The 14356-nt window shown below is 58.0% G+C and carries 11 protein-coding genes; all 11 read left to right on the top strand.

Annotated features, from left to right (window positions below):
* The first annotated feature begins 8 nt into the window (after positions 1-8).
* The 11 genes from EQG79_RS03890 (at position 9) to EQG79_RS03840 (ending at position 14350) form a co-directional block, all read left to right on the top strand.
* On the top strand, positions 9-2138 hold the full coding sequence (locus EQG79_RS03890) for a bifunctional aldolase/short-chain dehydrogenase (RefSeq protein WP_129600046.1): 2130 nt from the start codon (positions 9-11) through the stop codon (positions 2136-2138).
* 29 nt (positions 2139-2167) lie between these two features.
* The gene (locus EQG79_RS03885; protein ID WP_129600043.1) at positions 2168-3442 is read left to right on the top strand and encodes a sugar isomerase; all 1275 of its coding nucleotides are present in this window, start codon (positions 2168-2170) and stop codon (positions 3440-3442) included.
* 91 nt (positions 3443-3533) lie between these two features.
* Positions 3534-4958, top strand: coding sequence for an FGGY-family carbohydrate kinase (locus EQG79_RS03880; RefSeq protein WP_077920371.1), 1425 nt, complete (start codon positions 3534-3536; stop codon positions 4956-4958).
* Between the two features lie 131 nt (positions 4959-5089).
* A complete protein-coding gene (gene rhaT / locus EQG79_RS03875; RefSeq protein WP_129600041.1) occupies positions 5090-6124 on the top strand; it encodes an L-rhamnose/proton symporter RhaT in 1035 nt (344 codons plus the stop codon).
* Between the two features lie 482 nt (positions 6125-6606).
* Positions 6607-7836 (top strand): sterol desaturase family protein, encoded by a 1230-nt coding sequence (locus EQG79_RS03870; protein WP_077920369.1) that lies wholly within the window; start codon positions 6607-6609, stop codon positions 7834-7836.
* A gap of 20 nt (positions 7837-7856) precedes the next feature.
* Positions 7857-8492, top strand: coding sequence for a redoxin domain-containing protein (locus tag EQG79_RS03865; RefSeq protein ID WP_129600039.1), 636 nt, complete (start codon positions 7857-7859; stop codon positions 8490-8492).
* Positions 8493-8503: 11 nt separating this feature from the next.
* Positions 8504-8767, top strand: a complete 264-nt coding sequence (locus EQG79_RS03860; protein ID WP_129600037.1) for a hypothetical protein — start codon at positions 8504-8506, stop codon at positions 8765-8767.
* A gap of 11 nt (positions 8768-8778) precedes the next feature.
* Positions 8779-9711, top strand: a complete 933-nt coding sequence (locus EQG79_RS03855; RefSeq protein WP_129600035.1) for a DUF1684 domain-containing protein — start codon at positions 8779-8781, stop codon at positions 9709-9711.
* 63 nt (positions 9712-9774) lie between these two features.
* Positions 9775-10221: a DUF4395 domain-containing protein gene (locus EQG79_RS03850; protein WP_077920518.1), complete on the top strand. Its 447-nt coding sequence runs from the start codon at positions 9775-9777 to the stop codon at positions 10219-10221.
* 13 nt (positions 10222-10234) lie between these two features.
* Complete coding sequence (locus tag EQG79_RS03845; protein ID WP_077920366.1) at positions 10235-11053, top strand: phytanoyl-CoA dioxygenase family protein; 819 nt, start codon at positions 10235-10237, stop codon at positions 11051-11053.
* Between the two features lie 294 nt (positions 11054-11347).
* On the top strand, positions 11348-14350 hold the full coding sequence (locus tag EQG79_RS03840; RefSeq protein WP_129600033.1) for a SusC/RagA family TonB-linked outer membrane protein: 3003 nt from the start codon (positions 11348-11350) through the stop codon (positions 14348-14350).
* The last annotated feature ends 6 nt before the right edge of the window (positions 14351-14356 follow it).

The raw sequence follows: 14356 nt of genomic DNA, 5'->3' as shown, positions 1-14356 counted from the left end.
TTGAACTCATGATTGCAACCCCGAATACATTTCGCCACGTCAGTTACCTCTGGGATGAGACCAGGGCCGCTCAGTTCGATGCGTTACCCCAGCCCGACCGGGAAGTGGCGCTGCTCATTTATCGCTCTAACCTGCTGGGGGCCGACCTGCGGCTGACCAACTACGGCGGAGGGAACACATCCTGCAAAGCCATGGCCCCCGATCCGCTGACCGGCCAGTCGACGGAGGTGATGTGGGTGAAAGGGTCGGGGGGCGACATCGGCACGCTGAAGAAAAGCGGGCTGGCGGCTCTGTATATGCATCGGCTCCATGCCCTGAAAACGATATACCGCGGCCTGGCTCATGAAGACGAGATGGTTGAGCTGTTCAACCACTGTATCTACGACCTGGCGTCGAAAGCGCCATCGATCGATACGCCCCTGCACGCTTTTCTGCCTTTCAACCACATCGACCACCTGCACCCCGACGCAGCCATTGCCATTGCGGCCGCGGCCGACGGTCGAGCCATTACTCAGGAACTGTTCAACGGGGAAATCGGCTGGGTCGACTGGCAGCGTCCGGGCTTCGATCTGGGGCTGAAACTGGCGGCCTGCGTAGCCGAAAATCCGAACCTGCGCGGCATCATGCTGGGGTCACATGGCCTGTTTACCTGGGGCGACACGGCTTACGACAGTTATGTCAACACGCTCGAGATCATCGAGCGCTGTGCCAACTACCTGGACGAAAAAAGTACCAGACCCGCTTTTGGCGGGGCCATTCGTGAGTCACTGCCTGCCGATCAGCGTCAGCAGCAGGCGGCTCAGCTGGCTCCGTTGCTGCGGGGGCTGTGCTCGACTGAACGCCCCATGGTGGGGCACTTCACCGACGATGAGCGGGTGCTGACGTTCATCAACTCGACCGATCTGGCCCGGCTGGCGCCGATGGGAACCAGCTGCCCCGACCATTTTCTGCGGACCAAGATCAAGCCGCTGGTGCTGGAAGCGGTCGAATCATTGTCGCAGCGCCCGGCCGATGACCTACGTACCTATCTGACCGGTCAGTTCGAGCAGTACCGCGCCGATTATACTGCCTATTACGAAGCCTGTAAACATCCCGACAGTCCGGCCATTCGTGACCGGAACCCGGTGGTGATTCTGCTACCGGGGGTGGGTATGTTCACCTTCGCCAAAGACAAACAGACGGCTCGGGTGGCGGCTGAATTTTACATCAACGCCATCAACGTAATGCGGGGGGCAGAAGCCATCTCGTCGTACACCTCACTGCCCCGGCAGGAAGCCTTCAACATCGAATACTGGCTGCTGGAAGAAGCCAAGCTGCAGCGGATGCCCAAGCCTAGACCGCTGACGGGCCGGGTGGCGCTGATTACGGGCAGTGCGGGCGGTATCGGGAAGGCGATTGCCAAACGCTTTGCCGACGAGGGAGCCTGCGTGGTGCTGAACGATAACGATGCCGACCGGCTGGCCGGTGCCGACGCCGAGTTCAGCAGCCAGTACGGTCGCGACACCCACGCCCGGGCCCTTCTGGACGTAACGGTGGCGTCTACTATCCGTGATGCCTTCGATACCGCCAGCCTGGCGTTCGGGGGCGTCGATATCGTTGTCAACTGCGCCGGTATCTCCATCTCCAAACCCATCGAAGAACATACGGAGAAAGACTGGGACCTGCTGTACGACATTCTCGTAAAAGGGCAGTTCCTGGTTACCCAGGCCGGGGTCGACATCATGCGCCAGCAGGGCATTGGGGGCGACGTGCTGAACATAGTCTCGAAAAATGCGCTGGTGTCTGGCCCTAACAATGCCGGCTACGGATCGGCTAAAGCGGCCCAGCTGCACCTGAGTCGGCTGAACGCGGCCGAGCTGGGTAAAGACCATATTCGGGTGAACGTGGTCAATCCGGATGCCGTCATTGCCGATAGTAAAATATGGGCCGGTGCCTGGGCCGAGGGACGCGCCAAAGCCTATGGCGTGCCGGTCGAGGAGCTGCCCGCCTATTATGCCAAACGGACGCTGCTCAATGAAATCATCCTGCCCGACGATATTGCCAATGCGTGTTTCGCCTTTGTGGGCGGGCTGCTCAACAAATCGACCGGCAACGTGCTGAATGTAGATGGTGGTGTCGCCATGGCGTTTGTCCGCTAGACCGATCACGGATTAATCTCCTGAACCCTATGAACCTTGAATCGTTTCAACTCGCCGATCACAACCAGCGGCTGCTCGACGCTCATCGCCGAAAACTCGCCTACTGGACCGATGCCGTAGCCGACGCCGAGCGGATTATTCAGAAACTGATCGACTTTCAGATCGCTATTCCGAGCTGGGCGCTGGGTACGGGCGGCACGCGCTTCGGGCGGTTCGGGGGTGGGGGCGAACCCCGTACCCTCGACGAGAAAATGGCCGATGTTGGTTTGCTGCACGCGCTCAACCGGGCCAGCGGGGCTATCTCGCTGCACATACCGTGGGACATTCCGCAGGACGCCGACGCCACCCGCCAAACGGCGGCCCACTACGGGCTGCGCTTCGATGCGGTCAACTCCAATACGTTTCAGGACCAGCCAGATCAGGCGCTGAGCTATAAATTCGGGTCGCTGCAACACGTCGATCCGGCGGTGCGCCGGCAGGCTATCGAGCATAACATTGAGGTGATCCGGCACGGTGTGGCGCTGGGGTCGAAGGCGCTGACGGTCTGGTTGTCGGACGGGTCGTGTTTTCCGGGCCAGCTGAACTTCCGCAAGGCGTTTTCGCGCACGCTGGAGAGCCTTCAGGACATCTACGCAGCCCTGCCTTCGGACTGGAAACTGTTTGTCGAGTACAAAGCCTTCGAGCCCAACTTTTATTCGATGACCGTTGGCGACTGGGGCAGCAGCTTCCTCTACGCCAGCAAACTCGGCCCGCAGGCCTATACCCTGGTCGACCTGGGCCATCACCTGCCCAACGCTAACATCGAACAGATCGTGGCTACGCTGCTCATGGAAGAGAAACTGGGTGGCTTCCACTTCAACGACTCCAAATACGGCGACGACGACCTGACGGCGGGGAGCATCAAACCGTACCAGCTCTTTCTGATCTTCAACGAACTCGTTGATGGGATGGACGCTCGCGGCATGAACCACGCCACCGATCTGGGCTGGATGATCGATGCCAGTCATAACGTGAAAGACCCGCTCGAAGATCTCCTCCAGAGCGTAGAGGCCATCCAGATCGCCTATGCGCAGGCCCTGCTCGTTGATCGGACAGCGCTCGAAGAAGCGCGCGAAGCAAACGACGTGGTCCGGGCGCAGGAGATTCTGCAGGACGCTTTCCGGACCGACGTTCGCCCCATCGTGGCCGAAGCCCGGCTCCGGGCGGGCGGGGCCCTGCAACCGCTCACCCTGTACCGCAGTCTCGACACCCGGACCCAGCTCATCCGCGAACGCGGCCTCAAAACCGTAGCCACGGGACTCTAAGAGAATTGGTGATTGAGTGATTGAGCGGTAAATGCAACGCCTATGAAGAGTCGTCACTCAGCCACAAATCACGCCATCACTAATTCACTCCATGAATAAGACGCCGGTTGTTGCCATTTTCGACGTGGGGAAGACGAACAAGAAGCTGTTCCTGTTCGATCGGCAGTATGCGGTCGTTTGGGAGCGGACGGAGCGGTTCGACGAAGCAACGGACGACGACGGCGACCCCTGCGAAGACCTCGACCACCTGAGTCGCTGGCTGGAAACGGCGCTGGCGGAGGTGCTGGCTTTACCGCAGTTTGAGGTGCAGGCCGTAAACTTCTCGGCTTACGGGGCCAGTTATGTGTATATCGGAGCCGACAGCAAACCGGTGGGTTGTCTTTATAACTACCTTAAATCGCTGCCCGACCCAATAAAAAAGCAATTTTATGAGCGATATGGCCCCCCGGATGAGCTGTCGGTGCAGACGGCCTCGCCAGCCCTCGGCAGCCTGAACGTGGGGCTGATGCTATACCGGGTCAAATACGATAAGCCGACCCTGTATGCCCAGATTCGCTACGCCCTTCACCTGCCCCAGTACCTGAGCTACCTGATTACCGGCCAGCCCCGGGCCGACCTGACCAGCCTTGGCTGTCATACGCTCTTGTGGGATTTCCGGCAGCAGCGTTACCATGGCTGGGTCGTTCAGGAAAAACTGGATGAACTGCAGGCCCCCATTGTAACGGCCGATACGGTGAGTCGGGTAAACCGGGGCGATGCCGCGCTGTACGTCGGCACGGGCCTGCACGACTCGTCGGCGGCTCTGATTCCGTACCTGGCCAGTTTTGACGAACCGTTTGTGTTGATCTCGACCGGCACCTGGTGTATCAGCCTGAACCCGTTCAACACCGATCCGCTCACGGCCGAAGAATTGCAATATGACTGTCTGTGCTACCTGACTTACCAGGGAAAACCCGTAAAAGCGTCGCGCCTGTTTGCCGGCCACGAACACGAGCAGCAGGTACGCCGACTAGCCGCTCACTTCGGCGTAGCGACCGACATCTACAGGCGGGTCGCGTACGATCCGGACCTGATCCGGCAGTTGCAGGCCGACCCGTTGCCCACCCGCCAACCCCGATCCGGCACCCGGCCGCAGGTGTCGATGAATCCCATCACCTTTGCCGACCGGGATCTGACGCTATTCCCCACCTATGAGCTGGCGTATCATCAGCTCATGCTCGACATCGTGGCCCAGCAGCTGATCTCGACCGAACTGGTGCTGCATCAGCGGCCGGGCAATCGACCGCCCGTTCGCCGACTTTTTGTCGATGGCGGGTTCAGCCACAACCCGATCTACATGGGGTTGCTGGCCGAAGCGTTTCCACGGGTTGAAGTATGGGCCGCATCGGTGGCGCAGGCTACCGCGCTGGGGGCTGCCCTGGCTATTCATCCGCACTGGAACCCGCAGCCTATCCCAACAAACCTGATAGCGCTCAAACGCTGCTGGCCGGGCGCGTCCGTGAGCGGAGCGGTGTAGTATCGGCGATGCGCTGCTCGACATAAATCAATTTTTTGGCCGAAAACTGCTATTTGGTAGGAGTGTGTAGGTAAGTTCGGTATGGCCTGCGTCTTTCTTTTGCTGATCATCTATTATCAGTCACTGGCACTATGGCGGTTATTTGGGGAGTTGTTCTGCACGCACTCGGCGGGTTTGCTTCGGGGAGTTTTTATCTACCATACAAGCGCGTACAGGGGTGGGCCTGGGAAAGCTACTGGCTCGTGGGCGGGCTGTTCTCCTGGCTGATTGCGCCCTGGGTGCTGGGGCTGCTCACCGTACCGAACCTGTTGCAGGTATTGCAGGAGACCGATTCTGAAACGCTGTTCTGGACCTATTTCTGGGGCGTACTCTGGGGATTCGGCGGACTAACCTTCGGCCTCGCCATGCGCTACCTGGGGCTCTCGCTCGGTATGGCGGTGGTGCTGGGCCTCTGTGCCGTGTTCGGTACGCTCGTGCCACCGATCTGGGGAGGGCAGTTTGCCGGTCTGATCAACACCACCTCCGGCCAGGTAATCGTGCTGGGGCTGGCGGTATGCGTAGTCGGGATCAGCATTTGTGGTGTAGCGGGGATGATGAAAGAAAAATCGCAGCCCGAAGCCGAGAAGAAAGCGGCCATTGCCGAGTTCGATCTGCGCAAAGGCTTTCTGGTTGCGGTATTTTCCGGCGTGATGAGCGCCTGTTTCTCATTCGGTTTAACGGCCGGGCAGTCCATTGCCGAACGGGCCGTCCGCTACGGAGCCGATCCGCTCTACATGAACAACGCAGCCCTGGTGATTATTCTGCTCGGTGGCCTGACGACCAACGCTGTCTGGACGATCTACCTCAACTGGCGAAACCAAACCTTTTCTGACTACACCAACCTGTCGGCTCCCATTCTGCGGAATATCCTTTTTTGCGCCATGGCCGGGGTTACCTGGTACTTCCAGTTCTTCTTCTACGGCATGGGCGACAGCCAGATGGGCGAGTACCGCTTTTCGGGCTGGACACTCCATATGGCGTTCATCATCGCCTTCAGCAGTTTGTGGGGCTTATACCTGCACGAGTGGCGCGGAGCCAATCAGTCGACCCTGCGAACCATCAAGCTGGGCATACTGACGGTCGTGCTGTCGTCGGTTATTGTGGGCATCGGCAATTACCTAGCCTGATGAAAATCAGGCGTCTACAACGGGTCGGCGCTACGAGGTAGCGAATAGGAAATTTATTACTCCCTAAAACCGATAGACTATTTCATAACAACTTGTCTATCAAATTTTTAGCGTATTGCTTGGATTTTTAAAATTGGTATTTCACCTTTGCCTACCAATCTACAAGATCCTTAGCGGCACGCTCCTGTTATGAAAGCTCCAGTTGCTTTATATACCGGTTTACCTCACGCACAGAACCCGCTCCCGGCTCTGCTGTGTATGCGAATGTGCTGTTGTTGAACAGGTCTTCCTCACGTTACCCTAACTAACCCATTTTCTGCAACCCGTCTCGTCGGATACCCGATTCAGGCCGGTTGCTACCAAGCCAGCTACAACCTGGCATCAACGTAAACTATATTATCCTATAATATCTATAGGATATAAGTACAAAAGGAAAGAGTCAACCAGGCTGATAAAGCCCGAAACGATTGTCAGGTTTTGTTATGGAAATCAATTGGCTAGCATTTGCGGTTCCGTTTTTTCTCCTGCTCATGGGGCTGGAGTACCTCGTGAGCCGCTGGCAGCGTAAAGATTACTTTACGTTCAGCAGCTCGGTGGCCAATCTCAACGTGGGGATCATTGAGCGGCTGCTGGATAGTTTTACCGTTGGGGCCTTTTATTTCGTTTACGATTCGTTGCATCGGCACTACGCCCTGTTCGATGTACAACCAGGCATCTGGACCTGGATTGTTCTTTTTCTGGCTACGGATTTTGTCTGGTACTGGTATCACCGGCTGGCGCACGAGATCAACCTGTTCTGGGCCGCTCATATCGTACATCACCAGAGCGATGAGTTCAACTATACCGTGTCGGCCCGGATCACCATTTTTCAGGCCATCCTGCGAACCGGGTTCTGGTCGGTGCTGCCCATCGTAGGCTTCCCGGCCGAGATGATCACGAGTCTGCTGTTGCTGCATGGGCTGTACCCATTCTTCATTCATACGCGTACTATCGGCAAACTGGGCTGGCTGGAATACGTGCTCGTAACTCCCTCGCACCACCGCGTCCACCACGCCAGCAATCCGGCCTATCTCGACAAAAACTACGGCGATGTGCTCATCATCTGGGATAAGCTCTTTGGTACGTTCGCTGAAGAAGACGAAGAGCCGGTATACGGCCTGACCAAACCGCTCAACAGCCATAGTTTTCTGTGGCAGCATTTTCATTTCCTGCTGGAGCTGTTGGTGTCGGTTCGGCAGACGCCCGGCTTTCGGGCTAAACTGCGGCTGCTGTTCGGCCGGCCCGACGCGGTTGATCCGATTTGGCGCGATCGGCTCGAAGACCGCTTTCTTTGGGCCGATGCCCCAACCCGGTCCCGCACCTCGACGGCCAGTACTTACCGCTTCCGGGGCTACGTGGTCGGGCAGATGGTGCTGACGCTGGCGCTGCTCTTCGGGCTGCTCTTGTATGAACAGCACATCCCGGCCGTATACCAGTGGCTGGCAGCGGGCTTCATCCTCCTGACGGTCGTGAACATGGGGGCGGTCCTGGAACAGCGGCAGTGGGTGCTTTACCTGGAAATAGCCCGGGTGGGGGTGTTATGGATGACGCTGTACGCGCTGTCGGGCTACAAACTGCTTATCGTATTGGCCTACATCGGCTCACTGTCGCTCTGGGCCTATTTCGCCACGGTGAAACGGCATTATTATCAACTTATCTACGGCATCAAATAATCACCTAAACAACCAGTACGATGACACTTGAATTTGTGAATGAACACGGTGAAATCCGTCCGCTAACGGTGAAAGAGCGTTTCTCGCCACGAATCAGTTATGTGCGGCCCTTACAAACCGGCGATACCGTTCCTTTCTTCAGCGTGGGGGGCGCGCTGCAGGGCTGGCAGGCCGTTACGTCAAACCGCTCGGCGGCTGGCCAGACTACCTCGGTGCTCGAACTCGTTGAGCAGCGGCCGCTGGTGATCAGTTTCTACTGCCCCTGCTGGGGAGCCTACGCGCGGCCGTACCTCGATGCGCTGGTGGCGCTGGCCGGTGAGCTGCGGGCCGCTGGTGCCGATCTGGTCGTTTTCTCAAATGAGTCGTCGCCCTCCCTGGCGCGTCAGATCGGACCCATCGACTTTACCGTTGTCTACGACGCCGATTTCTCGGTAGCGCGTACGTTCGGCGTCTATTCGGAAGAGAATCCAATCTGGGATCGGGTGTCGGGCATTTCGGAAGAAGTGTTCACGCCAGCCTTGTACGTGGTGGGCGCTGACCGGCGGGTGTCTTATCACTTCCTGGACGAGGATTTCAACGGACCGTTTAACCGGAAAGCGGTTGTCGACGCGGTAGAGGCACTGCCGTATCCCCGTCAGCAGGTCCAGTTTGCTTAACTGAACGAACCATGGCAGCATCAGCGAAGAACCCAGGATGGCAGGAAATCAACTATCGGATCGTTGGTTTTGACCGGCCGTGTTTTGTGAGCGACGTGCTTCAGGCCGTACCGCAGACGGAGACCTGCCAGCTGGTGAGTGTACACTTCGAAGCCGATGGAATCCGCGCCGTTGGCGAACTGGCCCTGCGATTGCCGATGGCCTGCTCGACCGGGCGCATCGATCAGCAGTTGCAGTCGGTAAAAGGAATCGTACGAATCGACACTGTATTGTAATGAGACAGATCATGACAAGGAATGAATCGATCAATGAACCGCTGAATCCCTATGCCCGCTGGTTCATGCTGCTCTGGCTGCTGGCGGTGGTGATCGCGTCGGGGTTTCGGCTGGCTAAAGAACCCACCTACCGGGAGCAGATCGAAGAGTGGCACCAGCAGCGGCTCGAGTCGCTCCGGAGCGAAAACGGCTGGCTGAACCTGGCGGGTCTGTACTGGTTGAAAGAAGGAGTCAACGCCGTCGGTGCCGATCCGGGCAACGACCTGATGTTTCCGGGTGGTAAAGCGCCCGATCAGCTCGGTACGTTCCGCCTAACCGGGGGCGAGGTTACCTTTGAGGCCGCACCGGGCCAGGTGGTGCAGGTCGACGGGCAGCCCGTACTGGCGACAAAGACAATTTTTGCCGCCAGCCAGACGAAACCGGTTGTGCTGAGCCATGGCTCGCTGCGCTGGTTCGTGATCAAACGGGGAAACCGTTACGCCATTCGGCTTCGCGATCTGGAGAGTCCGTTTCTGAAAGAGTTTACGGGCATCGAGCGCTTTCCGGTCAACGAAGCGTATCGGGTTAAGGCCCGGGTCGAGCGCCCCGACAAACCACGAACCATTCCTATTCTGGATATTACGGGGCAGACCAACCAGCAGCCACTGATCGGTACGCTGGTGTTTGAGCTCGAGGGCAAAACGCATCGGCTCGATGCGGTGGGGGAAGGCGGCAGGCTCTTTCTGCTCTTCGGCGACGAAACCAACAGCCATGACACCTACGGATCGGGCCGTTTTCTGTACGCCGATATGCCCGGTGCCGACGGACTGACAACCCTCGATTTTAATAAAAGTATCAATCCTCCCTGTGCATTCACTCCCTACGCCACCTGTCCGCTGCCACCAAAGCAGAACAAACTGGCAATAGCCATCCCGGCGGGAGAGAAGCGCTACGGCGACCATTAACATACGTAGGCAGCCCAGTGCCCAGGTAGCTTGCCGGGGCTGTGCACTGAAACCATAACGAATATGGCACTCACCAATGACCTGATCTGCCCGACCGATGGCGTGCAAATCAACGAAACGAAAGTCCGGCTGGTAGCGGGCCTTGTCCTGCAGGTAACGGCGCTTTATCTGATTACGGGCTGGCTGGCGCTGCCGTTGCTGCTGGCGGCTGACTTTGGCCTGCGCGGCTTCGACCGGGGCAGATACAGTCCCCTGGGCAACCTGGCCGACCAACTGGTTAAGCTGGGGCGCTTGCCGTATAAAGGAACCGACCAGGCACCCAAGCGGTTTGCCGCCCGGATTGGTCTGGCTTTCGGCCTGCTTATCTCGATTCTCCAGCTGCTGGGGATTCCGACCCTGATTCCGGCTGCTGTGCTGGCCGTTTTCGCAACCCTCGAATCCGTAGCCGGATTCTGCGCGGGTTGCCTGGTTTATACGTATTACGTTCGCCTGTTTCCGAAGGCAGCTTAACCGAGAGTATCCAATGCCAACACCTGCTAACGACATACCTGTTCAAAACGCCCCCGTACTGACGGCTGAACAAACCAATTTCTTTCATCAAAACGGCTTTATCCAGCTGAAGCATTTCGTAGACCGAGCCACTATCCAGACATTTCTGTACGAGATCCAGCGCATCGAATCGCTTTGGTTTGCCGAAAAAGTAGACAAAGTCAATGGAACACCTATCAAGTTCGGACACGATGAAAACGGACGGCGCATTGTGCAGCGCTTTGCGTTTACGTCGGCCTTTAGTCCAGTACTGCAACAGTTTTTGACCGACGCGCGGTTACAGGAGTTAACCCAGCTCCTGGCTCCTTACGAAGGCCGTATCAGCCCCGAAGAAAAAGACGGTCTGGTCGTAAATCACTATGTCAGAACTCCCCAAAGCAATTTTTCGCGCATGGGCTGGCATACCGACAGCCCACGCGATCTGTTTCTGGGCCACCGTATCCGGCCGATGCTGAACGTAGGGTTACACCTGGACGACTGCCCGCAGCAGAACGGGGGCCTGCGCGTGCTGCCCGGTACGCACCGGCAGAATACGTTGTTGACGCTGTTCCGGAAACGACAGTTTGTCGATCACCGGCCCGACCCGCGCGAAGTTGGGTTCGACATTGAAGCCGGTGACCTGACGATTCATAACGGCAGCTTGTGGCACCGGGTCGAGCAGTCGCCCCATATGGGCGCTGCCAGCCGTCGGCGGGTCATGTACATCCCTATCATTACCGGCGATTATCTGCCCAAGCACGCAGCCAGTAAGACGCCCTTCTACCACCGTTTTGCCAAACGGTTTCAGGACTAATAAGGCAACCTCCGCTACTTACGTTCAGTCAGGCTCAGTCTCCCAACTCTCATATACACACACGATGACAAAAACGAATAAACAGCGTCCACCCGCCCGCGCCAGACCGGACCTGGGCGAGTCGATACCAAAAGGGTAGCAAGCGGAGGCCCCGCTGTCGATTGATGGCGAAGGCAGGCACCCAACTGGCGGCAACCAGGGTGGGGGTATAAAAAAACCGGAACGGCGGCAACCGTCCCGGTCGGTACACAACAAGGTCCTGGCAGACCTCATTTTCACGTAACCACTACAATAATGCAAAAATTTATTGGACTGGTAGTAGTCTATCTGCTACTTGGTAGTCGTTTGCTGGCACAAACGGCTACTATCTCCGGAACCGTGCGTTCCGACAACCAGGAACCGCTCCCCGGTGCGAACGTCGTGCTGAAGGGACAGAACAAAGGCGCCAGCACCGATGGGACGGGGCGCTACTCCATCCAGGCGGGAGCCGGCCAGGTGCTGGTCATCTCGGCCATCGGCTACAAAACCACAGAAGTGCGCGTCCCTGACGTGGGCGGCTCCACCCGGCTTGACGTTACGCTACAGGAGGCTCCTGCCCAACTGGGCGAAGTAGTCGTAGTGGGTTACGGCACTCAGGAACGTAAAAACCTGATCGGTGCCGTAACCCAGATCAACGCCGACGAGATAAAAACCCGCCCCGTTGCCAGTTTCGAGCAGCAGCTACAGGGGCGTGTGGCGGGGGTACAGGTGTCGGCCAACACGGGCGTACCGGGCGACGGGCTGTATTTCCGGATTCGGGGCAGCACCTCCATCAACGCCAGCAACGACCCACTCTATGTGGTCGACGGCGTATTCATCAATAACAACAGCCTCCAGAAGATTACGACCCAGGGGCAGGCTAACAACCCGCTGGCTGACATCAACCCCGCCGATATCGAGTCTATTTCGATTTTGAAAGATGCCGAAGCCACGGCTATTTACGGCGCGCGGGCCGCCAACGGGGTGGTGGTGATCACAACCAAGCGGGGTTCATACAACGCGAAAACCAAAGTGTCGCTGAACACCTCGGTGGGGCAGGCCTGGGCGCCCAAACTCTGGGATCTGGTGACCGGACCCGAGCACGCTACCATCATCAACGAAGCCTGGGTAAACGACGGTAAGCCGGTTGCCACCCGCCCTTTCCGGCCCGTTGCCGAAGGCGGGCGGGGCCTGCCCGAAGAACAGCAGACCTACGACCGGCTGGGCGATATTTTCCGGACAGGCGCCCTTCAGAACTACGACCTCAACGTGTCGGGCGGCAATCAGCAAACCCGCTTTTACCTGGGTGGCGGGTATACCAGCCAGCAGGCTACCCTGCGCACCAACGACTTTGCGCGGGCCAGCTTCAAACTCAACCTCGACCATGAGCTGACCGACCGGATCCGGATCGGAACCAGCAACATCTTCTCGCAGTCGAACCGGACCAACGCCCGCGTCGGCGACGGGCCCCAGGGCGGTATCCTGCAGGCGGCTCTGCATACGCCCACCTACCTGCCTAAGTTCAATACCGACGGCACCTACGCCAAATGGGCGGGCTTCGACAACCTCGATGTGCTGATCAACAACACCGATATGCAATCGGTCAGTACGCGCTACATCGGTAACCTCTACGGGGAGTACGACATCCTGCCCGGCCTGAAACTTCGTAGCAGCTGGAGCCTCGATTATAACCTCTATGACGAATACGAATACTGGAACACCCTGACCAACCGGGGCATTGCCAACAAAGGGCTGGCCACATCGAGCATCAGCCAGAACACCGTCTGGATTAACGAACAGACCCTGCAATACCGCAAAACGTTCGGCAGTCAGCACTCGTTTGGCGCCCTGCTCGGAAACAGCGTGCAGGGGAACGTGACCAAGCAGACGCTGGCGCAGGGTACCAACTTCCCCTCCGACGACTTCAAACAGATTGCCTCGGCCTCGGTGACTACCTCGTCGTCGAACCGGAGCCAGAACCGGCTGACGTCGTTCTTCGGGCGGGTCGACTACAACTTTGCGCGCAAGTATTTCATCGAAGCCAGCCTGCGGGCCGACGCATCGAGCCGGTTCGGGGCCAATAATCGCTGGGGGTATTTTCCATCGGCGGGGGTGGCCTGGCAGATCAAGCAGGAGCGTTTCCTGCAGGATGTAGGCGCTATCAGCGACCTCAAACTGCGCGCCAGCATAGGCTGGACCGGTAACCAGAACGGCATCAACGATTTTGCGTCGCGGGGCCTGTGGGGCGGTGGGTTCAACTACCAGGACAACCCCGGCTCGTTCCCGACGCAGCTGGCCAATCCAGATCTGAAATGGGAAACGACTCGCCAGATCAACGCCGGGCTGAACATCGGGCTGTACAACAACCGCATCGGTCTGGAGATCAACGCCTACGAGAAGTACACCTATGATCTGTTGATTCAGGTGCCGCTGGCCCAGAGTACCGGCTTTTCGAGCATCTTCCGTAACGACGGCGAGATCAGCAACCGCGGGCTGGAGTTTGGGCTGAATACCATCAACATACAGACCAAAAATCTGACCTGGAATACGAGCTTCAACATTTCCTCTAACCGCAACCGCATCGAGAAACTATCGATTCCGGTCGACGCCAGCTACAACGTACAGCGGCTGGTGCAGGGCTACCCCTACCATGCCTACTTCGTATACAGGCAGCTGGGTGTGAATCCCGAAACCGGTGATGCGATCTACGACGATTTTAATAAAGACGGGGCTATCACGGCGGCCGACCGGCAGTACGTCGGAACGGCCCTGCCGCGGTTCGTGGGGGGGCTGAACAACACCGTCACCTACCGGGGCTTTGACCTGTCGGTGTTTCTCAACTTCACCTCGGGTAATCTGGTCAACAACAACAACCGGTTCTTCCACGAGTCGGGGGGCACCCGCGACGACCGTCGGGCCATCAACAAAAACCAGCTCAACCGCTGGCAGAAACCCGGCGACATCACTGATGTGCCACGTATCACCACCCTGGGCAATAACTACAACCTGAACCCCAGCAGCCGCTTCCTCGAAGACGGGTCGTTTGTGCGGCTCAGCAGTCTGGTGGTTGGCTATACGCTGCCCAAATCGCTGTTGCGTCGGGTGGGTATCAGCTCGGCGCGGGTGTACTATAACGGATCGAACCTGTGGCTGCTGAGCAACTATCAGGGTCCCGATCCGGAGGTAAACGTAACGGCCAACCAGAGTACCCAGGCGCAGGACCTGGGTACGCCCCCCATCCCGAGAACCGCTCAGTTTGGGCTGAACCTAACCTTATAAGCAACG

This window comes from Spirosoma sordidisoli, from assembly GCF_004138325.1.
GTDB classification, from domain to species: Bacteria; Bacteroidota; Bacteroidia; order Cytophagales; family Spirosomataceae; genus Spirosoma; species Spirosoma sordidisoli.
The sequence above is the reverse complement of the archived record's forward strand: the minus strand, read 5'-3'. Positions and strand labels throughout refer to the sequence as shown.